At 66.6% G+C, this 23,665-nt stretch carries 15 protein-coding genes, 1 other RNA gene and 1 pseudogene; 5 read left to right on the forward strand and 12 right to left on the reverse strand.

The genetic code is table 11. The annotated features are described in order from the left end of the window. Positions 1-605: 605 nt before the first annotated feature. The 4 genes and pseudogenes from ACQY39_RS18780 to ACQY39_RS18795 form a co-directional block, all read right to left on the reverse strand. A pseudogene (locus ACQY39_RS18780) lies at positions 606-3,664 on the reverse strand (efflux RND transporter permease subunit). A gap of 13 nt (positions 3,665-3,677) precedes the next feature. Then, on the reverse strand, positions 3,678-4,886 hold the full coding sequence (locus ACQY39_RS18785; protein ID WP_428508824.1) for an efflux RND transporter periplasmic adaptor subunit: 1,209 nt from the start codon (positions 4,884-4,886) through the stop codon (positions 3,678-3,680). Between the two features lie 135 nt (positions 4,887-5,021). Continuing rightward, entirely contained in the window at positions 5,022-5,516 is a 495-nt protein-coding gene (gene rnhA, locus ACQY39_RS18790; protein ID WP_263519728.1) for a ribonuclease HI, read from the reverse strand. Positions 5,517-5,539: 23 nt separating this feature from the next. Further along, positions 5,540-6,382 carry a class I SAM-dependent methyltransferase gene (locus ACQY39_RS18795; protein ID WP_428508826.1) on the reverse strand — a complete coding sequence of 281 codons (843 nt, stop codon included), beginning with the start codon at positions 6,380-6,382 and terminating at the stop codon, positions 5,540-5,542. 144 nt (positions 6,383-6,526) lie between these two features. On the opposite strand from ACQY39_RS18795, the gene gloB reads away from it, so the two are divergent. Continuing rightward, positions 6,527-7,345 carry a hydroxyacylglutathione hydrolase gene (gloB, locus tag ACQY39_RS18800; RefSeq protein WP_428508828.1) on the forward strand — a complete coding sequence of 273 codons (819 nt, stop codon included), beginning with the start codon at positions 6,527-6,529 and terminating at the stop codon, positions 7,343-7,345. Beyond that, entirely contained in the window at positions 7,342-9,177 is a 1,836-nt protein-coding gene (locus ACQY39_RS18805) for a transglycosylase SLT domain-containing protein (RefSeq protein ID WP_428508830.1), read from the forward strand. Before gloB ends, ACQY39_RS18805 begins: the two co-directional genes overlap by 4 nt. Here ACQY39_RS18805 and ACQY39_RS18810 read toward each other — a convergent pair. From ACQY39_RS18810 to dnaX, 4 genes are read right to left on the reverse strand one after another with little or no spacing between them, the layout of a single operon-like run. After that, on the reverse strand, positions 9,087-9,485 hold the full coding sequence (locus tag ACQY39_RS18810; RefSeq protein WP_263519724.1) for an MAPEG family protein: 399 nt from the start codon (positions 9,483-9,485) through the stop codon (positions 9,087-9,089). The two genes, ACQY39_RS18805 and ACQY39_RS18810, sit on opposite strands and share 91 nt — an antisense overlap. A 28-nt stretch (positions 9,486-9,513) precedes the next feature. Then, positions 9,514-10,113, reverse strand: a complete 600-nt coding sequence (gene recR, locus ACQY39_RS18815; protein ID WP_263519723.1) for a recombination mediator RecR — start codon at positions 10,111-10,113, stop codon at positions 9,514-9,516. Between the two features lie 10 nt (positions 10,114-10,123). Beyond that, positions 10,124-10,450 (reverse strand): YbaB/EbfC family nucleoid-associated protein, encoded by a 327-nt coding sequence (locus ACQY39_RS18820; protein ID WP_263519722.1) that lies wholly within the window; start codon positions 10,448-10,450, stop codon positions 10,124-10,126. 41 nt (positions 10,451-10,491) lie between these two features. After that, positions 10,492-12,594: a DNA polymerase III subunit gamma/tau gene (dnaX, locus tag ACQY39_RS18825; protein ID WP_428508833.1), complete on the reverse strand. Its 2,103-nt coding sequence runs from the start codon at positions 12,592-12,594 to the stop codon at positions 10,492-10,494. An 80-nt stretch (positions 12,595-12,674) separates the two neighbouring features. Between dnaX and ACQY39_RS18830 the strand changes: the two genes are divergently transcribed. From ACQY39_RS18830 to ACQY39_RS18840, 3 genes are all read left to right on the forward strand, one after another. Then, positions 12,675-13,808, forward strand: coding sequence for an AIR synthase related protein (locus ACQY39_RS18830; protein WP_428508835.1), 1,134 nt, complete (start codon positions 12,675-12,677; stop codon positions 13,806-13,808). A gap of 61 nt (positions 13,809-13,869) precedes the next feature. Continuing rightward, positions 13,870-13,966, forward strand: an RNA gene (ffs, locus tag ACQY39_RS18835) — signal recognition particle sRNA small type. 1,029 nt (positions 13,967-14,995) lie between these two features. Further along, entirely contained in the window at positions 14,996-15,748 is a 753-nt protein-coding gene (locus ACQY39_RS18840; protein WP_428508837.1) for a LamG domain-containing protein, read from the forward strand. Between the two features lie 34 nt (positions 15,749-15,782). Here the strand turns inward: ACQY39_RS18840 and ACQY39_RS18845 are convergent, their stop codons facing one another. The 4 genes from ACQY39_RS18845 to ACQY39_RS18860 all read right to left on the reverse strand — a co-directional run bounded on the left by ACQY39_RS18845 (position 15,783) and on the right by ACQY39_RS18860 (position 23,622). Beyond that, a complete protein-coding gene (locus ACQY39_RS18845) occupies positions 15,783-17,654 on the reverse strand; it encodes a glycoside hydrolase family 35 protein (RefSeq protein ID WP_428508839.1) in 1,872 nt (623 codons plus the stop codon). Between the two features lie 8 nt (positions 17,655-17,662). Then, positions 17,663-19,045 carry a Gfo/Idh/MocA family protein gene (locus tag ACQY39_RS18850; RefSeq protein ID WP_428508841.1) on the reverse strand — a complete coding sequence of 461 codons (1,383 nt, stop codon included), beginning with the start codon at positions 19,043-19,045 and terminating at the stop codon, positions 17,663-17,665. 120 nt (positions 19,046-19,165) lie between these two features. After that, a complete protein-coding gene (locus tag ACQY39_RS18855) occupies positions 19,166-20,554 on the reverse strand; it encodes a DUF3472 domain-containing protein (protein ID WP_428508843.1) in 1,389 nt (462 codons plus the stop codon). Positions 20,555-20,664: 110 nt separating this feature from the next. After that, a complete protein-coding gene (locus ACQY39_RS18860; RefSeq protein WP_428508845.1) occupies positions 20,665-23,622 on the reverse strand; it encodes a TonB-dependent receptor domain-containing protein in 2,958 nt (985 codons plus the stop codon). Between the last annotated feature and the right edge of the window lie 43 nt (positions 23,623-23,665).

A 23,665-nucleotide genomic window follows, 5' to 3' on the forward strand; every position in this document is an offset into this window, starting at 1 on the left:
GCTCGGCCCGCCGCCGTGCTCATGGTGCACGGGTCGGCTCTGCGTTCAGCCGACTCCCCTCGGTGCTCACTGCGCGGCTCAGCTGGCGCCAAACTCCCTCCGTTCGCTGCGCTCACTGTGGTCAGAACAGGTGGCGCCGAGTCAGAGCTTGAAGCGCGCGGGTACGCAGCGCCTGAGCCGCTCCGCTGCGCCCTCGGCCGACGCACAAATCGCCCGTCGTCGGGCCGTTTGCCACCTGACGAATGTGGCGTGTTCCACCGTCGAGGGGCACGTCGATCGCGATGCAAGCGCCCTGCAGTTCGGGCCGCCGCTGGGCGATTTGTGAAGGCAGCGCAGCGGCTCGGGGCGCGCGCGTACCCGCGCGCTTCAAGCGCTGACTTGGCGCGTCTGTCTGAACGGAACGAACGCAGTGAGTGAAGTGAGTTATGCGCCAGCCCCGAGGCGCGAGCAGCGCAAGGCAGTCGGCCCGCCAGGGCCGACCCTTGGAACCATGAGCCCGGCGGCGACCCGGACTGCAGGGCCTCACGAGGGAGAGCAAGAAGGCTGCTTTGTGCCGAATCCAGCCATCGATCCAACCGCAATCGACGGTGCAGCGTGCGCCCCTCTCAACCCGCCAATGCGGGCGTCGTGATCTCGCCCGGGATGCTCTTGCGGGCAAACAAGGTGTACATGGTGGGCACGACGAAGATGGTCAGCAACGTGCCCAGGCTCATGCCGCCGACGATGACCCAGCCGATCTGCTGGCGGCTCTCGGCGCCGGCACCGGTGGCCAAGGCCAAGGGCAAGGCGCCCAGCACCATGGCGCCGGTGGTCATGAGGATGGGCCGCAGGCGTAGGGCCGAGGCCTCGACCACCGCGTCCAGCGTGGCCTTGCCCTGCTGGCGCAGCTGGTTGCTGAACTCGACGATCAGGATGCCGTGCTTGGTGATCAAGCCCACCAGCGTGATCAAACCGATCTGCGAATAGACATTGAGCGTGCCACCGGCCCATTGCAAGGCCGCCAGCGCGCCCACCATGGACAAGGGCACGGAGAGCAGGATCACAAAGGGGTCAATGAAGCTCTCGAACTGCGCCGCCAGCACCAGGAAGATGAAGAGCAGCGCCAGCACAAATACCAGGCTCAAAGCACCACTGCTGGACTTGAACTCACGCGACACGCCGTTCAGCTCGGTCGCATAGCCGGCCGGCAGAATCTGCTGCGCCGTCTTGTCCATGAACTCCAGCGCCTCGCCCAACGAATAGCCCGGGGCCAAGCCAGCGCTGATGGCCACCGAGCGGCGCTGGTTGAAGTGGTTGAGCTCGCGAGGGCTGACCGCTTCTTTGACCGTCACCAGACTGGACAAAGGCACCAAGGCATCGCCCTTGCCGCGCACATAGAGCTGCTCGATCTGCTGGGGCGTCGTGCGGTTCTGGCTTTCGGTCTGCACCAGCACGTCGTACTGCTCGGCATCGCGCTTGTAGCGGGTCACCGCGCGGCTGCCCAGCATGGTCTCGACCGTGCGGGCGATCTGGTCCACCGGCACGCCCAGGTCGGCGGCTCGCTCGCGATCCACCTCGAGGAAGAGCTCGGGCTTGTTCAAGGCGCAGATCATTGTCGATCTGCACCAGGCCCGGGTTCTTGGCCAAGGCGGCGCTAAAGTCGGCTGTGACCTTGGCCAGATTGGCATAGCTGTCGCCGGTGACGATGACGAAGTTGACCGGCCGCGAGGTGAAGCCCTGGCCCAGGCTGGGCGGGGTGATAGGAAACGCGCTGACGCCGGGCAGCAGATTCATCTGCGGCACCAGAGCGCGCGCCAGCTCGGCGCTGGAACGGCTGCGCTGGTCCCAATCCACGGTGCGGAAGATGGCCAGGCCGCCGGCCACATTGCCGCCGCCCGAAAACACAAAGCGACGATCGAACTCGGGGTAAGTGGCGGCGATGTCCTCGATGGCATCGAGATAGCGCGAGGTGAAGGCCATGGTCGAGCCGTCGGGCGCGCTGATCGGCAGAACGATGACGCCGCGGTCTTCCTGCGGCGCCAGCTCCGACTTGGCGTTCATATACAGCCAGCCCGTGCCGCCGGCCGAGGCCAGCATCACCAGCACCACCACCCAGCGCTGGCGGAGGGCCAGGCGCAAGGCTGCGGCATAGCGCTCACTGATCCAGACCAGCACCCGCTCCATGCCGGCGTCGAAGCGTGTGGGCTTGGCGTTATGGCGCAGCAGCTTGGAGCACATCATGGGCGTCAGCGTCAGCGCCACAAAGCCCGAGACCAGTACCGCGCCGGCCAGGGTCAGCGCGAACTCGACAAAGATACGGCCGGTGCGGCCCGGCGTGAAGGCCAGCGGCGCAAACACCGCCACCAGGGTCAGCGTCATGGCGACCACGGCGAAGCCGATTTCCTTGGCGCCCTTGAGCGCGGCCTGGAAGGGCTCCAGCCCTTCCTCGATGTGGCGGAAGATGTTCTCCAGCACGACGATGGCATCGTCCACCACCAGACCGATGGCCAGCACCAGGGCCAGCAGAGTCAAGGTGTTCACGGTGAAGCCAGCGGCGGCCATGATGGCAAAGGCGCCGATCAGGCTGACCGGGATCGTCACCAGCGGGATGATGGAAGCGCGCAGGGTGCGCAGGAACACAAACACCACCAGGGCCACCAGCACCACGGCCTCGGCGATGGTGTGATAGACCGATTCGATCGAGCGCTCGATGAAGAGCGCGTTGTCGCTGGCCGGGCGCACGGTAATGCCAGCCGGCAGGTCTTGCTGCAGGCGCGGCATCATGGCCGTGACGGCGGCCGAGACGTCCAGCGGGTTGGCCGTGGCCTGCTTGATCACGCCCAGGGACACCGAAGGCAGGCCATTCAGGCGCACTCGCGAACGCTCGCTGGCGGCGCCTCTTCGATGCGTGCCACATCACGCAGCTTGACCGTGTAGCCGCCACCTGGCGCAGCGTGACCTCGGCGAACTGGGCCACGGTGTTGAGGTCGGTGCGGGCGGTGACGTTGAACTCGCGCTGCTGGCTCTCGATGCGGCCGGCCGGCACTTCCAGGTTCTGGCGGCGCAGCGCGTCTTCCACATCCTGCACGGTCAGCTTGTAAGCGGCCAGGCGGGCGGCATCGAGCCAGACGCGCACGGCATAGCGGCGGTCGCCGCCGATTTCCACATCGGCCACGCCGGGAATGGTCTGCAGGCGCGGCTTGACGATGCGGTTGACCACATCGGTGACCTGCAGCGGGTCCAGGGTCTCGCTGGTGAAGGCGATGCGAAGCGTGGGCTGGGCATCGGCCTCGACCTTGGCCACCACCGGCTCATCCACGGCCGTGGGCAGGCGGCCGCGCACGCGAGCCACGCGGTCGCGCACATCGGCGGCGGCGTTGTCGGGGTTCTTCTCGAGCTTGAAGCGCACCGTGATCTGGCTCGATTCCGAGCGCGAGATCGAGGTGACGATGTCGACACCCTCGATGCCGGAGATGGAGTCTTCCAGCGGCTTGGTGACCTGGCTTTCAATCACCTCGGACGAGGCGCCCACCAAGCGGGTGCTGACGGTGACCACCGGCTCGTCGATGCGAGGGTACTCGCGCAGCGAGAGCTTGCCGAAGGACACCAGGCCCACCAGCAAGAGCAGCAGGGACATCACCGTCGCAAAGACCGGGCGACGGATGGAGGTTTCAGAAATCTTCATGGCCGGAGGGCTTTCAGCGGCTGGCGGCGGAGGACGCTGCGGTCGGTGCCGATGCCGATGCGGCTGGCTTGGCCGCCTTCTTGTCCACATCGACCACCTTGACCACCTGTCCATCGCCGCGCAGCAGCTTGGCCTGGCCGGCGGTGACGACGCGCTCGCCCTCCTTCAGCCCTTCCAGCAGCTCGACCTGACCGTTCAGGCGCAGGCCCAGCTTGGCTTCGATGCGGCGGGCCTTGAGCTGGCCTTCTTCTTCGACCAGCTTGATCACGAACTGCTTGCCGGCCAGCGGCACCAGCGCTTCTTCCGGCACCAGCAAGGCGCCAGCATGGGTGGCCAGCACCACGCGCACGCGGGCGAACAAGCCGGACTTGAGCTCCGGCGCCGCGCCCAGGACGCGCGCGCGCACCAGCAGGGAGCGGCCGGCAGCGTCCAGCGCCGTGTCCAGGGCTTCGATGCGCGCCTTGAAATTGCGGCCCGGCCAGGCGTCCAGCGAAACCTCGACCTCTTGGCCGGCCTTCAGGCGCGGCACATAGCGCTCGGGCAGGCGGAAGTCCACCCACATCGAGGAAGCATCTTCCAGACTCAGCAGATCGCTGCCGTCCTTGACGTAATCACCGAGGTTGACGGCGCGGATGCCGACCCGGCCACCAAAAGGTGCGCGCACCTGCATGCGCGCCAGCTGGGCCTTGTTCAGCGCCACCTGCGCCTCGGCCACCTGCAGCGCAGCCTGGGCCTGGTCCACCACATTGGCGCTGACGAAGTTCTGTGCCAGCAGCTCGCGGTTGCGCTGCAGCTGGGTGCGGGCAATGCCGGCTTGCGCCTCGGCTTGCTGCAGCTGAGCCAGTTGCAGGGCGTCGTCCAGCTGCACCAGCAGCTGGCCCTTGCGCACCATCTGGCCGTCGCTGAAGCCCAGCTTGACGATGCGGCCGCTGACCTCGGGCTTGAGCACCACCGCCTGGGCCGCGCGCAAGCTGCCCACGGCCTGCGCCTCGTCTGCCAGATCGGCGCGCTGCACCCGGCCGGCTTCCACCGGAATCGGGCCGGCAGGCTTGCCATCCTTGGCGTCTTTCTTGTCGCCGGGTTTGGCAGGGGCGCTCTTGCCCTCGGCCGGCGCGGCCATGGCCTCGCCCACCGGCACGCGGTGTTGCCACCACCAGGCGGCGCCACTCAATCCCAACAAGGCCGCAATGGCCACGACACGGTGCAGTTTTTTCGAGCTCATGGGTTCTCCGAGCGTGCACTCTAGCGGCTGCACAAGTCGCCCGCTGGCCTCAGGGCATGAAGCACGGACTGGAAGGTGTCAGTGACGGTGGGCGGGCGGCAATCGCACAGAGCGCGCCCGCCGCTGCGGCCAGATTCAGCGGCCGACCGAGGCCACGCCGCGATTGGCCAGCGCATCGGCACGCTCATTGCCGGGGTCGCCGGAATGGCCCTTGACCCAGCGCCACTCGACCTGGTGCAGCTTGCGCAAGGCATCCAACCGCTGCCAGAGCTCGGCGTTCTTGACCGGCTTGTTGTCCGCCGTCTTCCAGCCGCGGCGCTGCCAGCCGCCGATCCATTCGGTCATGCCTTTGCGCACGTACTCGCTGTCGGTGTAGATGGTGATCTGGCAGGTCCGCTTGAGCGAAGCGAGGGCTTCGATCACGGCCGTCAGTTCCATGCGGTTGTTGGTGGTGTCGCGTTCGCCGCCGAACAGCTCTTTCTCATGGCCGCCGGCGCTCAGCCAGGCGCCCCAGCCGCCCAGGCCCGGGTTGCCCTTGCAAGCGCCGTCGGTGTAGATGACCACCACCGGCTTGGCGACGCTGACCGGCGCCTTGGCCTCGGGAGTGGACGGGGGAACTGCTGCATTCATGGGTCGGGGGTCGCTGGTGAAATTCAAAGGGAAGAAGAAGACGAAGGTGGCGCTGCAGCGGCCAGAGCCGGTGGCTCGGGCTGGCGCAAGGCCGGCATGGGGCTTTGGCTGGCTTGCGTCAGCACGGCCGGCGCACCGGCCCGGGCGAATTTGCGCGAGCGCCGCAGCCCAATCAGGCGCATGCCGTGCACGCGCTTGACCGCCTGGATGAAGTAGACCGCGCCCAGCACCGGCCACCAGCGCGCGCCGATGGGCTCGATGCCGCCCCAGCGCTCCAACCAGGCCTCGCTGCGCAGCGGCGGGCTGTAGCAACCGAAACGGGCGGCTTCCACCTCGAAGGTCAGCAAGCGCAGCCAATCGCGCAAGCGCCAGTAGCCCAAAAACTCACCCGCCAGGGGCAGGAAGAGCTTTTGCTCACCCGGCAGCAAGCGACCGAGATTCTGCCTCAGGCCCCAGAGGCTGGCCGGATTGAGGCCCAGAATTACCAGCCGCCCCTCGGGCCGCAAGACTCGCTCGACCTCGCGCAAGGTCTGGTGCGGATCGGGCGCCAACTCCAGGCTGTGCGGCAGCACGACCAGATCGAGGCTGTTGCTCTCGAAGGGCAAGGCGTCGAACTCGCTCAGCAAGACCGGGCTGGCGATCTGCGCATGGCTGCAGGCCGCTTGATCATCCAGCGCCAGCCAGCGGTGCGGCATGCGGTTGGCGCGCAGGGCCGGCAGCTCGGGCAGGCCCAGCTGCAAGGCATGGAAGCCGAAGATGTCGGCCACGGCCGCGTCCAGCTGACGCTGCTCCCACTGGAGCAGGTACTGGCCGGGCGGCGTCTGCAGCCAGGAGGCCAACTCTATAATCGAAGCTTCGCGTGTCATGCCAAGCTCGCTTCTCGAGCCGCGCAGCGAAGCCGCAGCGGATGGCGGCATGGGGTCAGGTCTTGCAGGCCGACACCGGCCGGCCAGTCAGCGCACATGGAAGGGAGTTCCCGGAATGAAGAACGGCGGAATGAAAACCTGCGCATGGAACTGACAGCCCTCCCCGCTTTCACGGACAACTACATCTGGATGCTCAGCGTCGGCCGCGACGCCGTCGTCGTCGACCCCGGTCAGGCCGAGCCGGTGCTCGCAGCGCTGCAGCAGCGTGGCCTGAGCCTGCGGGGCATTCTAGTGACGCACCACCATGGCGACCATGTCGGCGGCATCGCAGCGCTGCGCCCGCTGCTCGATGGCCAGGTCTGGGGCCCGGCGCGCGAGCGCATCCCCGAACCCTTCACGCCGCTGCACGAGGGCCAGAGCCTGCAGTTGCTGGGCCTGGACATCGAGGTGATGGACGTGCCCGGCCACACCGCCGGCCACATCGCCTATGTGATCCGGCAGCCCGCAGCCGGCCAGAGCCCCTTGCTGTTCTGCGGCGACACCTTGTTTTCGGGCGGCTGCGGCCGCCTGTTCGAGGGCACCGCGGCGCAAATGCAGGACTCGCTGGCGCGGCTCAGCGCCCTGCCGGCCGACACCCGGGTCTGCTGCACGCACGAGTACACCCTGTCCAATCTGCGCTTCGCACGCGAGATCGAGCCCGACAACCGCGTCCTGGCCGAATACCAGGCCTGGTGCGAGGCGCAACGCGCCCAAGGTCAACCGACCCTGCCCTCCCGCGTTGGACTGGAGCTGCAGATCAACCCCTTTCTGCGCTGCGCTGAACCCAGCGTTCAGGCTGCAGCCCGTCGCCACGCCAGCTTCTCCGCCCTCGAGCCCTCGGCCGCGGGCAAGTTGCAAGCCCCGGCCGCCCCATCCCTCGCTGTCTTCGCCGCCCTGCGGCAATGGAAGAACGACTACCGATGACTTCACGCCCCACTTTGAGCTGCGGCCTGCAGCGCCTGTCCGCCCTGGCCCTGGCCGTCCTGCTCTGCGCTTGCGCCAGCAGCCCGACCCAGACCGGCGAAACCAGCCCCCCCAGCGAACGCAACGCCCTGCCACGCAGCTTCGGCAGCCAGGCTGCTGCACCGGCCACCCCCGAGGCTCCGCTCTTGCTGAGCATGGGCAGCCAGACCCCGGACGAAGCGCTCGGCGCGCCGACCGTGGAAGACAGCCTGCGCCCAGGCATGAAGATCGACCTGGACGCCCCGACCGCGCGCCGCGACCTCTGGGACCGCCTGCGCGCCGGCTTCCAGCTGGAAGACCTGGAAAACGAGGGCGTGCGCCGCGCCGAGGCCTGGTACAGCGCCCGGCCCGACTATGTGCAGCGCATGACCGAGCGCGGCAGCCGCTATCTGTTCCACATCATCGAAGAGGTCGAGAAACGCGGCATGCCGGCCGAGCTGGCCTTGCTGCCCTTCATCGAGAGCGCCTTCAACCCGCAGGCCATGTCCACCGCCAAGGCCTCGGGCATGTGGCAGTTCGTGCCGGCCACGGGCCGTGACTTCTCGCTCAAGCAGAACATCTTCCGTGACGACCGCCGCGATGTGCTGGCCTCGACCCGCGCCGCGCTCGACTACCTGGGCCGCCTGAACAAGATGTTCGGTGGCGACTGGCGCCTGGCGCTGGCCGCCTACAACTGGGGCCAGGGCAATGTGGCCAAGGCGATTGCGCGCAATCAGAAGGCCGGCCTGCCGACCGACTATGAAAGCCTGCGCATGCCCGAGGAGACGCGCTACTACATCCCCAAGCTGCAAGCGGTGAAGAACATCGTGCAGAACCCGGAGAAGTACGGCCTGTCCCTGCCGCCGGTGGAAAACCACCCCTACTTCCTGAGCGTCACCATCGACCGCGACATCGACCTGGACACGGCCGCCCGCCTGGCCGGCATCACGCTCGAGAAGTTCAAGCAGTTCAACCCGCAGATGAACAAGCCGGTGATGCTGGCGGCCGGCAGCAACCAGCTGCTGCTGCCCTACGACAACGCCAAGTCCTTCGCCCGCAACCTCAACGCCCACCGTGGCCCACTGGCCAGCTGGACCGCCTGGGTGGTACCCAAGACCATGCACCCCTCGGCGGCGGCCAAGCAGGTCGGCATGGATGAGTCGGAGCTGCGTGAGGTCAACAAAATTCCGCCGCGCATGCTGGTCAAGCAAGGGTCCACCTTGCTCGTGCCGCGCAGCGCCAAGCGCAGCGAGGATGTCTCCAGCCACCTGGCCGACAACGCCTCGATCACTCTGGCCCCCGATGTGCCGGCCTTGCGCCGAGTCAAACTCAAGGCCGGACGCAACGACAGCGTGACCACGGTGGCGGCGCGTTATGGCGTCAGCCCGGCGCAAGTGGCGCAGTGGAACAAGGTGGCGGTGGGCGCCAAATTCAAGCCCGGCCAGGCGCTGGCGGTGTACCTGCCCAACAAGCCGGCCGCCACAAAGCTCGCCAGCAGCAAGACCGCGAAACCGGCAGCCACCAAGACCCGGGCCAGCAAAAACACCCGCGTGGCGGCGGCGGCCAAACCGGCCAGCAAGAGCAGCAAGTCGCGCGCCGCTCACGGTCGCAGCGGCGCCCGAGACTGCCGTGCGCACATCGATCAAACGCTGAGCCTGCACGGCGCCAGCGCCACAAAGATCAACGGGGCCCGAGGGCCCCGTTTTTCATGCCGGCAAGCGCCTTACTTGGCGCCGACAAAGAACAGCGCGATGCTGCAGCCCAGGCCGACGAACCAGATCAGGGAGCGCAAGGCCGCCAGGTCGGCGAGGTAAACGCCGATATAGCCGACCCGCGCAGCGATGAAGCCCAAGGCCAGCGCATCGACCGTGGCCTGCGGTGCCTGCATCTGCTGCGCCGCCAGCACGCCGGCGATGAACAGAGGCAAGGCCTCGAAGCTGTTGGCCTGGGCGGCATTGGCGCGCGCCTGCCAGCCACTGAGGGTCGCCAGCCAAGCGCGGGGCTGGTGGTTGTCGTAACCGCCTTCACGGCGACGCTTGCCAAAGCCCTTGGACTTGGCCAAACCGGCACAGACGATGGGCAGCAGGCTAGCGACGATGATGCAGGTGTTGGCGAGAGTCATGACTTCCTTGGGGTGAAGGCCGAGCCGATCAACGTCGATCGACCAAAGCGTGAGCGATGGTACCGAGATCCACATATTCCAGCTCGCTGCCCACCGGCACACCGCGCGCCAGGCGGGTGGCGCGGATGCCGCGCGAGCGCAGGGCCTCGGCCAGCACATGAGCGGTGGCCTCGCCTTCGGCAGTGAAGCTGCTGGCCAGAATCACCTCTTCCACACCGGCCTCAGCGGCGCGGGCCAGCAACTCGGCCGCGCCGATCTGCTGCACGCCCACACCGTCCAGCGGGCTCAGGCGCCCGAGCAAGACAAAGTAGTAGCCGCGGTAGGAATTGCTGCGCTCCAGCGCCGCCTGGTCGGCCGGTGTTTCCACCACGCAAAGCAGGCGCGCATCACGCTCGGGGTCGGCACAGACCCGGCACAGCGCCGTTTCGCTGAAAGTGTGGCAACGCTCGCAATGGCCGATGTCCTCGGCCGCCGCGCGCAAGGCTCCGGCCATCAGGCGGGCGCCTTCGCGGTCGTGCTGCAGCAGGTGGTAGGCCATGCGCTGGGCCGATTTCTGGCCCACGCCGGGCAAGCGCTTGAGCGCCTCGATCAGCGCGTCCAGCAAGCCGGCGGGCGACGATTCCGTCAACGTGGCGCGCTCAGAAAGGGAACTTCATGCCCGGGGGCAGGGGCATGCCAGCGGTCAGCTTGCCCATCTTCTGGGCGCTCACCTCTTCGGCGCGGCGCACCGCGTCGTTGAAGGCCGCAGCGACCAGGTCTTCCAGCATGTCCTTGTCGTCCGCCAGCAGGCTGGGGTCGATGGTGACGCGCTTGACCGCGTTCTTGCAGGTCATCAGCACCTTGACCAGGCCGGCGCCCGACTGGCCTTCCACCTCGACATTGGCCAGTTCATCCTGGGCCTTTTTGAGGTTGTCCTGCATGGCCTGGGCTTGCTTCATCAAGCCGGCGAGTTGACCCTTCATCATCTTCAATACTCCTCAATCAATGGTTCGGTGTTCGTTGGTTTTCAGTGGGACCGGATCGATCCCGGCACGATACGTGCGGTCTTGAACTGGGCCATCAAGGCCTGGGCAATCGGGTCGTCCAGCACGATCTGTTCGACCTGACGCTGGCGCGCCTGGATGCGGGCCAGATCGCGCAGCGCCGGCGAGTCCTGAGGCACGCCGGCCTCCAACTCGATCTGCACCGGCTTTTGCAAACCGGCCTCGAGGGCGACCTGCAGCTTGTCCCTCAGGGCCGGCTGACGCAGCGACTCACGCTCGACGCGCAGGCGCAGCTTGCAAAGGTCGGGGCCGTTCTCCAGGGCCACGCACTCGCTGCGCACCGCCAGCTCGCGGGTCAGGGCCAAGAGACCCACGGGCGCGATCAGTGCCGCCCATTGCGCACCGAGTTCGGTGGGCTGCAGTGGCACGTCTTCACCGGCGGTGGAGGCATAGGACTGACGACCGGCCGGCTCGCGGCCGCCACGCGGGGCCTGAGCCGGCTCGCCTTCGTCGAACGCGCCCCCGCCTGCATACGAGCCAGCTGCGCCGTCTTCATCGGCCATCGGCGCATCGAGCCAAGGCGGCGGCTCACCGTCGTCACTGGGCCGACCGTCGCCGGGCTCGTCCTCGACCACCGCCGCATGAACGACCGGGCGCGGGCGGAGGCGCGCACTGTGGCCATTTCCGCCGGCGGCTTCGGCTGGGCGAGCACGAAAGGCGGGCGCTGCGGGCTCAGGTACAGCTTCGGGCACGGGCTGTTGCGGCTGATAGGCAGCAGCCGCTGGCTCCTGCGCCTGCGGCACCCGGATGGGCCGCGCTGGCGGCACTACCTCGACACCAGCAAGCTCCGCGAGCGGAAGCTCGGGTGCCGGCAGCGGTTCTGGCGCAACGACTGGCGCAGCAGCAGGTGCAACAACAGCGGCAACAAGGGGTGCGGTAGCGGGTGCCAAGGCAGCCGCCGGCGGCGTCGCCCGCACCGGCCGAGCCACGGCCGCGGCGGGTTTATTCAGCGTCTGGCCGGCCGCACCGGCGGGACGAAAGCTGAGCATGCGCAACAGCACCATCAACAGGCCGGCGTATTCATCGGGCGCCAGGGCCAGCTCGGCGCGGCCGTGCAAGGCCATGCTGTACATCAGCTGGATTTCATCGGCCGGCAACAGCGCCGCCAGTCGTTCGGCCTCAGCCGTGTCCGGGTCGGTCTCGTCCAGAGCGCCGGGCGCGGCCTGGGCCACGGCCATCTGCTGCAGCAAGCCGGCCAGGTCCTCCAGCGTGCCGGCGGCCGAGAGGCCCAGGGCGCGCAGGCCGTCGGCCTGAGCCACCACGGCCGCGCCGTCGGCGGCGGCCAGGGCATCGATGATAGCGACCACATGGCCGCGGTCCACCGTGCCGAGCATCTGGCGCACACCCTCTTCCACCAGCGAGCCGGCGCCGAAAGCGATCGCCTGGTCGGTCAGCGACAGCGCATCACGCATGGAGCCGCGCGCCGCGCGCGAGAGCAAACGCAGCGCGCCCGCATCGGCCGGCACGCTTTCTTGCTTCAGCACCTGCGTCAGATGGCTGAGCACGGTCTGAGGCGCCATGGGCCGCAGATTGAACTGCAGGCAGCGCGAGAGCACGGTGACCGGCACCTTCTGCGGGTCGGTGGTGGCGAGCACAAATTTCAGGTAGTCCGGCGGCTCCTCCAACGTCTTCAACATGGCGTTGAAGGCGGTGTTCGAGAGCATGTGGACTTCGTCGATCATGTAGACCTTGAAGCGGCCCATGACCGGCTTGTAGACCGACTGGTCGAGCAGCTGGCTGATCTCTTCGACGCCGCGGTTGGAGGCGGCATCGAGCTCGATGTAGTCGACGAAACGGCCGGCATCGATGGCCTGGCAGGCATCGCAGACGCCGCAGGGCGTGGCGGTGATGGTGCCCGTGCCGTCGGGCCCGGTGCAGTTGAGGCTCTTGGCCAGGATGCGCGAGACCGTGGTCTTGCCGACGCCTCGGGTGCCCGTGAACAAATAGGCGTGATGCAGGCGTTGCTGGGTCAGTGCATTGGCCAGGGCCTGCACCACATGCTCTTGGCCCACCAGCTCTTCAAAACTGTGGGGGCGGTACTTGCGCGCGAGGACCTGGTAGCTCATGCGCGGCATTCTACGGGCCACCAGCAGCCCCATCGGGCACCAGGGCCGGCCGGCGAGCGGACAGGCGATAATCCCGGCCCATGAGCACGCCCGCATCCCACACCCCCTCCTCGCCCGACACCCTCAGCTACGAACAAGCCGGTGTCAATTACGACCTGATCGACCCGCTGAAGATCAGCGCGCAGCGCGCCGCGGCCGCCACCGGCGCCCACCTGGCCGCCCATGGTTTCACCGAGGTGCTGGCCTCGCGCGGTGAGTCAGCCTATGTCGTGGATGTGGGCCCGTTCTACATCGCATCCATTGTCGAATGCCTGGGCACCAAGACCCTAGTGGCCGACGAGATGCGCCAGTTGACGGGCAAGAACTACTACGACGGCATCGCCCAGGACACCATCGCCATGGCGGTGAACGACCTGATCACCGTCGGCGCCACGCCCCTGGTGGTGCAGGCCTACTGGGCCGCGGGCGGCTCGGACTGGTTCGGCGACAAGGGCCGGGCCCAAAGCCTGGTCGAAGGCTGGAAGCGCGCCTGCGACACCTGCCAGGTGGCCTGGGGCGGCGGCGAGACGCCCGCCCTGGCCGGCATCGTCGAGAGCGGCCGCATCGACCTGGCGGCCTCCTGCACCGGCTTGATCAACCCCAAGGAACGCCTCTCGGTGGGTGACAAGCTCGGCGCCGGTGACGCCATCGTGCTGCTGGCCTCCAGTGGCATCCATGCCAACGGCCTGAGCCTGGCTCGAAAGTTGGTCGAGCGCCTGCCGCAAGGCTATCTGACCGAAATCGCACCGGGCCTGAGCTATGGCGACGCCCTGCTCGCCCCCACCGTGCTGTATTCGCCGGTGACCGAAGCGCTCTACAAGGCCGGCATCCAGCCGCACTACTGCGCCAACATCACCGGCCATGGCTGGCGCAAGCTGCTGCGCCACCCGGGCCAGTTCACCTACCGCATCCACACCGTGCCCCCGGTCACGCCGGTGCTGAAGTTCATGCAAGAGCATGCCAAGCAGGACGACCGCGAGGCCTACTCGACCCTGAACATGGGCGCCGGTTTCGCCATCTTCGTGCCCGCGGCCGACGCCGCCCGCACGGTGGAAGTGGCCAAGGCCTGCGGCATCGACGCCTGGGTCGCCGGCAGCCTGGAAGCGGGCGAGAAGCAGTTGCTGATCGAGCCTCTGAACATCCGCTTCAGCGACGACGACCTGCAGCTGCGCTGATTCCTGCTTTCGAAGCGCCACCTCGAGGGAAGCAAGTTCAGCATCGTTTATAATGCTCGCTGACGGGCCTCCTCGCATGGAAGCGCGGCCAACCGGGTCAGGTGGGGAACCAAGCAGCCCTAGCCGTTGTGACCAGTGCCGAGGTCGGGCTCGTCAACCCCAATACTGAATTCAAGCCCGGCGAGCCCACTGCTCGGCGGGCTTTTTTCTGGGCGGTCGACAGGCGGACTGAGTCTGCAAACGGCACAAAGCGGAAATTCGACGGTCTGGTTTCCTCGCTGCGGTAGCTCGGCCCGCCGCCGGGCTCATGGTGCCCGGGTCGGCTCTGCGAGCCGACTGCCCTCGCTGCTCACTGCGCGGCTCAGCGGCGCCAAACTCCCTCCGTTCGCTGCGCTCACTGTGGTCAAACGGTGGCGCCGAGTCAGTGCTTGAAGCAAGCTTCGGCGCGCGCCTGAGCCGCTCCGCTGCGCCCTCGGCCGCGCACAAATCGCCCGTCGTCGGGCCGAGCCACCTCCGAGTTTGGCGTGTTCCACCGTCGAGGGGCAGATCGATCGCGATGCAAGCGCCCTGCAGTTCGGGTCGCCGCTGGGCGATTTGTGAAGGGCTGAGCAGCGCAGCGGCTCGGGGCGCGCGCGTACCCGCGCGCTTCAAGCTCTGACTTGGCGCGTCTGTCTGAACGAAACGAACGCAGTGAGTGAAGAGAGTTATGCGCCAGCCCCGAGGCGCGAGCAGCGCAAGGCAGTCGGCCCGCCAGGGCCGACCCCGGAACCATGAGCCCGGCGGTGGCCCGGACTGCAGGGCCTCACGAGGGAGAACAAGAAGGCTGCTCTGTGCCGTCTGCTGACCCTTTTGCATGATGGCGCTGAGTACGCCCCAATGTCTGCAGGGCAGAACAGAGCCACTGAGCGAGCGATCTAAACGAGCGAACTGTGGAATATGTGTCGAGCCGTCCAAGGCGTGAAACGCTGCACCCAACCAGCGCTTGTATTCTGAAATTGGCGAGCAAGGTCCCACACGACACGCTCCATTCCATGCTCAAGGGCGGCCCGGTTGGCGTCAGTGACTGCACCCAGCCCGACTCACAAACACTGACCGCAACCATGCCGATGCCGACCACCCCACACGAGACTTCTTCCCAGCTCAGCAAGTCAGTGCGAGGCCTTTCCGTCGCCTGCGCATTCGGCGCCATGGCCGCCCTCGCCCAAGCCTCGCCGGTCTTGCAAGGGCTCTACTTGCTGGACGGCAACGGGGCCAATGCTGCCGGTGCGAGGCCGGCCCTCACCGCGCCCGGTGCCGCTGTTTCCTTCGTCAGCGGCTTGAGCGGTCAAGCGGCCTCCTTCGACGGCAGCGGTCGGTCCTGGCTGCGCGCCAATATCAACTCCAGTGGCAACACCAACCCCAGCTTCTCCTGGGGCGCCTGGGTCAAGCTGGCCGACCCCAATGCCTGGAACATCTTCCTGTCCAACGACAACGGCGGCTGGGACCGCTTCACCCAGGCCAACGGCGGTCGGTGGTCGGTCTCACACAAGGGCGTCGTTCAATCGGGAACGGCGAGCAGCAATGAGTGGACCCTGATCTCGCAGACCTTCGACGGCATCAACCAATCGCTCTACGTCAACGGCGTGCTGGCGATGACGGTGGCGGACAGCCCCAACGCCTCCCAGAACTTCATCGACATCGGTCGCAACGCCAACGGCGCGTATCCGCTGCATGGGCTGATGGACAGCGTGTTCTTCTTTGACGACACCCTCAGCGCCCAGCAGATGGCGACCATCAACGCGGGCGGCGCCAAAGGCAGCGGTGTGCTGGCCGTGGCCGGTCTGGGCGGCACCGTTCCCGAGCCTTCGAGCCTGATGCTGGTCGGCATCGCCGGCCTCCTGTTGTTGCGCAGCCAGGCCCAGCGCGGCCGACGCCCGCAAGAGGCCAGCACAGCGAGCTAAGGCCTCTGCAGGCCATCACTCAACGGCGAGGCAGTCAGGGATTCATCGCTTCGAAGCCCCTGACCACAGGGCCCTGCCCTGCACGAGCTCCCTGCGACTCATGCGTGTCGCGCAGGTCCAGCACGATCAGCTCATTGCGACCGCGATGCAGCCAAGGTGCGGGCAGGTAGAGCCGCTGCTGGGGGCCGATATTCCAGTAGCGGCCAAGGTTGTGACCGTTGACCCAGACCATGCCTTTGCCGAATTGAGAGAGGTCCAGGAAGGAGTCGGCTGGCGTTCCAGCGATCTCGAAACTGGCCTTGAAGAAACGGCCCGGTCGTGGGTCCAGCGCCGCCACGGATGCAGCAGCTGGCAGCCCCTGCACCCAGCGCTCGCGCAGGGGCAGCGGGTGGTGGTCCCAGCCCAGCAAGGTCATGCCGTTGAGGCTCACGCGTTCGGTGATGCCTTTGCGATCGACCAACAGCGGGCCAAAGTTGATGCGACCCATGGCCTCAACCAGGATCTCCAGCTGCGGCTCGGCCGCATCGCTGGCGGGCAACTCTAGGCTGTTCTCGCCCAGGCGGCGGTCCAGGTGGCCGATCAGGCGGCCATCCAGGTAGACACTGGCCAAGTCATGCAGACCATGCAGGACCAGCTTGCCGCTGCGCGCACCGACCAAGCGGGTGCGGTAGAGCATCAAGCCCTGCTCATGGCCCAAGGCTTCGAAGGTCTTGGGATGCGAGCTGCGCCGAGCTGGGGGCAGGTGTTGCCAGAGCGAGGCATGCGGCTCCAGCTGCAGGGCTGGCAGGCTCATCACCGGGATCGGCGCGGGCAGCTCGGGCAAAGGGCTGCGATCCTGGCGCAGGGCCGCGATTCGATCGCGCAGCTGGAAGTACTTGGCGCGCGGCCGGCCCTGCTCGTCGATCGGCGCGTCGTAGTCGTAGCTGGTGACATCGGGCTCATAGCCCTTGCCGCCTGAATTGGCGCCGGCGGTGAAGCCGAAATTGCTGCCACCGTGGGCGACGTAGAAGCTGAAAGACTTGCCCGCGCGCAGCAGGAAGTCCACCTCCTTCAACAAAGGCTCGACCTCGGGCCGGGCCCAGGCCTCGCCCCAGTGGGTCAGCCAGCCGGGATAGGTTTCGCTGCTGAACACCGGCACGCCGGGGTTCAGGCGCTGGGCCAGCTCGAAGTGGGCCGGCTCGCTGCCCGAATCCAGGCCCACGGCCACGCCGGGAAGGCTGCCGGCGCCCAGCATCTGGGCGGTCGGGCCATCGGCGGTGTAGAACGGAATCTGCCAGCCCTCGGCGCGCCAGAGTGCGGCCAGTTTCTGCAGATAGCCGCGGTCATTGGCGTAGCTGCCGTATTCGTTCTCGATCTGCAGCATCGCAATCGGCCCGCCGCGCTGGATCTGCAGCGGCGCCAGCGCTCGGGAGACGGCGCGCACATAACGCGTCACCGCCTGCATATAGCGCGGGTCTTGGCCGCGAAGACCGATGTCCGCATGAGCCAGCAGATAGGGCGGCAAACCACCCAGATCCCATTCGCCACAGACGTAAGGCCCGGGACGCAGCAGCACCAGCAAGCCCTCGGCCTGGGCCAGGCGGGCGAAGCGCGCGATGTCGCGGCTGCCGGTCTTGAAATCAAAGCGGCCCGGCCGCGCCTCGTGCTGATTCCAGAACAAGTAGATCGGCACCGCATTGCAGCCCATGGCGCGCGCCATGCGCAGGCGGTGCTGCCAGTACTCGGGCGGGATGCGCGCGGGGTGCATCTCGCAGCCGATCAGCTGGGTGGGCTGACCATTCAACAAGAACTCATCCCGGCCCAGCTCGAAGCGCGCGGGCGCGCTCCAGGCTGGGGCGGAAATCGAACCGGCCAGGGCCAGCAGCAGCAGGCCGGCGATCCAGGAACTGCGGCGCAGCGTGCTCATGCCGCGACTCAGTACTTGTCGTCGAAGGCGAAGATGGGCTTGCGCGTCTTCCACAGGCCTTCGGTGAAGTCCGGGAAGGCCAGGGTCTTGAAGCCCTCGGCGATGGACTGCTCGGACAGCGGCGTGATCGCGCTCCAGGCGACGGCGTCGTAGATGTCAATGGGCATGGGCGCATTGGCCTTGAGCGCTTCGACAAAGGCGTGGACGACGAAGAAGTCCATGCCGCCGTGGCCTGCGCCTTCGGCCTTGGCCGCGTACTTCTTCCACAGCGGGTGTTCGAACTTGTCCTGATAGGACTTGAAGTCCTCCCACTGGTGGGGCTTGCTGATGCCTTCGATGTGGATGGAGCGGTTCAGGTCCATCCACAAGCCGTCGGTGCCCTGCACGCGGAAGCCCAACGAGTAGGGACGCGGCAGCGAGGTGTCGTGCTGCAGGATGATGGTCTCGCCGTTCTCGCAGGCCAGGGTGGTGGTGACCACATCGCCGAGCTTGAACTTCACCTTGGCGCTGGGGTGGTCCTTGGCGCCCATCTTCTTGCTGATGTAGTCGTTCAAGCCCCGTGCCTTGCTGGCAAAGGCATTGATGTGGGTGAAGCGGTTGCCGCGGTGGATGTTGGCGTACATGGCGCAGGGGCCGATGCCGTGGCTGGGGTAGAGCTCGCCATTGCGCCGCACCGAATGCTCGGTGCGCCAGCGCGCCTCGCTCCAGCCCTTCTCGCCGAACTCCACGCCGCTGCCATAGGGCTTGGCCGGGTCGCCGTTGTTGAACTTGACTGCGCGCAGATCGTGCTGGTAGCCGCCCTGCAGATGCACCAGCTCACCGAACAGGCCGGCGCGCACCATCTGCAGCACCGCCATCACATCGCGTCGGTAGCAGACGTTTTCCAGCAGCATATAAGGCGTACCGGTGCGCTGCTGCGTGCGCAGCACGTCCCAGTGGTCTTGCAGGGTGATGCCGGCCACCACCTCGCAACCCACCGGCACCTTGGCATTCATGGCATCGATGGCCATGGAGGCATGCAGCTCCCAGGGCGTGGCGATGATGACGCCGTCCAGGCCTTTTTGCTCCAGCAGCTTGCGGTAGGCGAGTTTGTCGCCGCTCTCGCCGTAGGTCTGCGGTTTGCTCTTTTTGAAGCGCTCCACCATGGCCAGCGCACGGCCCAGCATGATGGGCTCGATGTCACACAGGGCCACCACATCGACATCGTCGCGGCGCAGCAGCTCGGTCAGCAAGACCTGACCCCGCATGCCGGTGCCGATCAGGCCCAGGCGCAGGCGCTCGCGGCCGGCCGCGCGGGCCGCCACAGGCATCAAAGTGCTCAAACCCGCGGCGCCCAGGGCAGCGGAGCTGGAGGAAAGAAAGTGTCGGCGTTGCATGGTGCGTGCGTGCATGAGGAAGGAAAAAAGGGGAAGGGACGAAAAGCTGCGGGCTTGAACTTCAGCAGACGGCGCCGGCGCATTGTGGCGCCGCGCACCCGAGCACGAAAGCCCGGGCGCGAGGGTGCCTGCCGATCAAGGCAAGGCGCTCAAATCCACGGTCGGTTTCTTGCCGGTCAGCGGGCGAGTGAAGCTCTGGTTGGCCGGCACGGTCTCGTTGAAGAAGCCGCCGTTGCGCAGATAGAACTGGCCGCTGGCATCGACACCGCCGGCGAAGTCCAGGCGCTGGCGGGTGCCGCCGGTCGGGTCAACCGTGAACCAGCCCTTGTTCAGCTCGGTCCAGGCGCCGCTCTTGTTGACGGCCCATTGCTGGCCCATCAGCATCTTGCGGCCAGCGAAGCCATTGGTGTCGATGAAGTTCTCGCAGAAGGAATAAGGGCCGGTCAGCCAGGTGTTGGTGTTGGGGCGCTTCCAGGTGGCGATGAAGCGCCACTGGCCCTGCTCTACCGCATAGAACCAGGAGGAATACAAGGTGTTGCCCTGGCCGTCCGGGCGCACGCGGGTGATGAAGGGGTAGGTGGTGCCGGCCTTCCAGGGGTAGACCAGATAGCTCTGGCCGCCCGTGCCCTCACCGCCGAACTCATTGCTGACGACCTCGGGGCCTTTGTTCACCAGCGTGGTCTTGCCGCTGTCGGCATCCCAGACCGAGAACAGCACCCAGCGCTCTTCTTCCTTGACCTGGATGCCGAAGTAGCCCTCGCCGAAACCATTGGCCATGAAGTAAGAGCCGACGGTGTCCTCACCGACCGGAATGGTCAGCTCGTTGTAGAGGTACTCGGTGTTGGCCGGCGCGGTGTAGCTCATGTGCACCGAGGGGCCGCGGCGCGACCAGTAGTAGCCCCAATCGGCGTCAACGTTCGCATAGACCAGGCCGGCCGCCGCCGTGCCGCTTAGCTCAATGGCCTGCAGCTGCGCGAACTCCGGGCCCGTGCGGCTCAAGCCTTGCACATCGATGCGCACATAGCCGGCCTGCGGCACATCGACCGTGGCCAGGGTGGTGAAGGGGCCGGCCGTGGGCGTCAGGCGCAGATTGAATTTCTTGCCCAGGGCCGAAACGCGCACCTGGCTGACGCTGCCGGCCGGCACCGTGCCCTTGAGGCTGATGTTGAACTTGCCGGGCTGGGCCACGCGCACCCAGCTGCTGATGACGGTGCGGGAATCGCTCCAGTCCATCAGGCCTTCGTTGTAAGAGATCCACTCGGGCGCATCGGGCGCTGCGCTGGTGATGAAGGCATTGCCGGCCAGGGCCACGCGGGCCGGGGCCAGTTTGCCGACCGTGGAGGTGATGTTGGCGGTGTCGCCCGGTCGAACCGCCAAGGCACGCACCGTGGTGCCGGCATTCAGATCCGCAGGCTGTGCCAGGGCCGGTTCATCGGCCAGCGAGGCCGCGCCGCCGCAAGCACTCAGGCCCAGCAGGCAGGCGCAAGTCAGGGCCGTCGAGGACAGCCAGGAGCTCAGAGACATGGCATTTCACTTTCAAGATCACCCCGGCTGGGGTGATTGATTTCAGGCAGGCCGGGGATTGAAGCAAGCCCCTATCCCCGGCCGGAACGCTCACACCTTGCTCTGGCGGTTCACCAGAACTTGTAGCTGGCCGACACGCTCAACACCCGACCGAAGATGTTGTAGCGGTGGTCATAACCTTCCCAGCCATTGGGGTCGTAGTAGGGCTGGCGGTTGAACAGGTTCTTGACATTCAAGCCCAGGTTCAGGTGCTTGATCGGCGTCCAGTTCATCGACAGATTGACCGTGGTGTAGGACGGAATGCCGCGGCGGCAGTCATCCGCCGTCAGTGCGCCGCCCTTGGCTTCGCAGGCTTCCGGCGTGTAGGTCTCGTCGCCCGGGTAGTCGGCCCACTTGCGGGTGCCGGTGTAATTGACGAACACACTGGTCGTGAAGTCGCGGTACTTCCAGTCGGCATTCAGCGTGGCCGTGACCTTGGGGTTGCCGTGCAGGCCGATGTAGTTGCCCGACCAACCCTCGCCATCCTCGTAGTTGTAGAGGGTGCGGTTCATGATGGTTGTCTTGATGCCCAGACCCAGGCGGCCAAAGTCGCCCAGGCTGAAGCGGCCTTGGGCATCGAAGTCGAAGCCATCCACCAGGGTGCGGCCGCGGTTCAAGTACTTGTTGACCAAGCCGGCCAAATTACCCGCTGAGTACTTGGGCACGCCGGCCGCGCAAGCCGCCGCATTGGCCGGGTTGGCACACATGGTGGCCACTTCCACCATCACGGCCTTGTCACTGTCGGACAACGGTACACGCTGGGCATTGGGCGCGCCTTCCAGGCCCGGGCCGTACTTCTCGACCGCCTCCTTGAACAGCCGGCCGAAGTCCTCGCGCACGATCTCGTTGCGACGAGAGACGAAGAAGTAGTCGGCCGAGACATTGAAGTCCTTGTGCGGCTGCAACACGATCCCCAGGGTCGAGATCTTGGCTTTCTCGGGCTGCAGGTCCTTGTTCGGCGGGGTCATGCCACCGACCACGGTGTTGCAGTTGCTGTTGAAGAGCTGGGTGCCGCGCTCGCGCTCGGAGGCCACGGCTGACTTCTTCAGCAGGTTGGCGATCGCGTCGGTCTCGATACAGCGCAGGCCATCTCGCACCGCCGTCTGTGCAAAGACGCCGCCGTTGCCGGACTCGGCCAGATTGGGCGCACGGAAGCCTTCCGAATAGGTGCCACGCAGCAGCAGCTCGGGCATGACGCGGTACTTCAGGCCGATCTTGGGCGCTAGATTGGCAGCGAAGTTGGGGTACTTGTCCAGACGCACGGCCGCGTCCATTTCCAGGTCCTTGCTCAGCGGCACGATGGCTTCGCTGAACAGGGCCGCCACATTGCGTTCGCCCTTGAACCAAGAACCGCCCTGCTGGGTGATGTCGCCGGCCGCGGCAGCCGGATTGCCCGGTGTGTAGAACTCCTCGCGCATCAGCTGGGCGCCGAAGGCCGCACGCACGGCGCCGGCGTCGAGCCGGGCGACCTCGCCTTCGATCTTGCCGTCCCAGGTGGCCAGCTTGGTCCAGGACTGGATGTCGAAGGTCGGGAAGGCCTCGCGCAGCAGCGCGGCATTGGACTCGCTGATCTCACCGAACTTGTAAGCTGGCTTGTCAGCGATGTAAGTGCGTTTGGTGACCGGATCGTAGGTGTAGGGGCCGAAAGCCTTCTCGAAGCCCTTCTTGCTGGTGTTGATGGTCTGGTACAGGGTCGAGTGGCTGCCGGCCAGGCTGAGGGCCGACTCGTAGTCCCAGGCACCGAAGCTGCCGCGCACACCGCCCAGCACGCGGTAGCTCTTGTCTTCGTTCTTCTGGCCGATGTGATTCAGATCGTCCAGCAGGTAATAGGTCAGGCCAGCGGCACCGCCCATCTTGGCCTTGAGCTCGGGCGTGAGCTTGTTGTAGACGTTGTTCGGGCCCAGGAAGGGCTGGGTGAAGGTGTTCAGCGTGGTGCCGGTGTCGCGCGAGAACCAGTTGCTGGTCGAGCCGCTGTTGAAGAAAGCCGGGCGGTTGACCGAGCTCAGCTCGATCTGGGTGTAGTTGGCCTGGCCGAAGAACTCCATATCGGCACTGGCGGCATAGACCCCGTTCAGGAACAAGGTGGCACGGTCCGACTTGCCGACCACGGCCAGCTGATAAGGCAGGTTGTTGATCGCGCAGCTGCTGTTGGCACCGGTGACGACGATGCTGGTGCAGCCGGGCACGGCCATGCTTGAGCGGGCATTCTTGCTGTCGAACACGAACTGGGTGCCGGGGTTGAGCACGCCCGGCGTGCTGCCGTCGCTGATGCGGAAGTTCTTGATGTAGTTCGGGTTGTCGATGTAGTAGCCGGCCGGACGCTTGTCCAGGGTGTCCTCCGGGGACACGGTGTCGCGCTTGTAGAGATTGACCGAGCCGTAGACATTGAACTTGTCGCGCGCCAGATCACCGAAGCCGAACATGGCGCTGGCCGAGTGCTGGCCATAGGCCTTGATGCGCTGCGAGCTCTCGGTGTTGGCGCTCAGCTGCAGGCCGGTGAACTCCTTCCTGGTGATCACATTGATCACGCCGGCCACGGCGTCTGAGCCATAGATGGCGGAGGCACCATCGGTCAGGATTTCCATGCGCTCGATGGCGGCGGCGGGAATCGTGTCGATGTTGACGAACTGGGTCTGGAAGCCATCGGGCGCGCCATAGAAAGACAGGCGGCGGCCGTTCAGCAACATCAGCGTGCCCTGCGCACCGAGGCCGCGCAAATTGGCCTGCGAGGCGCCGTCGGTGCCGGTAAACATGGAGCGGAAGTCCTGCAGGGCCGGCATATTGGCGGGCAGGTTTTCCAGCACCTGCTGCAGGGTCTTGGCGCCCATGTTTTCGATCTGCTTGGCGTCCACCACCTGCACCGGCGAAGCGGTCTCGGCGTTGATGCGCTTGATGCTGGAGCCGGTCACCTCGACGCGGTCCAGCTTCTCGCCCGCTTCTTTATTGCTCGGGTTCGCTGTCTGGGCTTGGGCCCAGGAAGCCAGGCCGGCTGCGGCCAGGACGGCCACCAATTTGCTCGTACGTTTCATCGTCTCATCTCCAGGGTTTTGGGCACGCCGCGACGCGGCTGGC

This window comes from Roseateles sp., assembly GCF_965262435.1.
GTDB lineage: Bacteria > Pseudomonadota > Gammaproteobacteria > Burkholderiales > Burkholderiaceae_C > Paucibacter_A.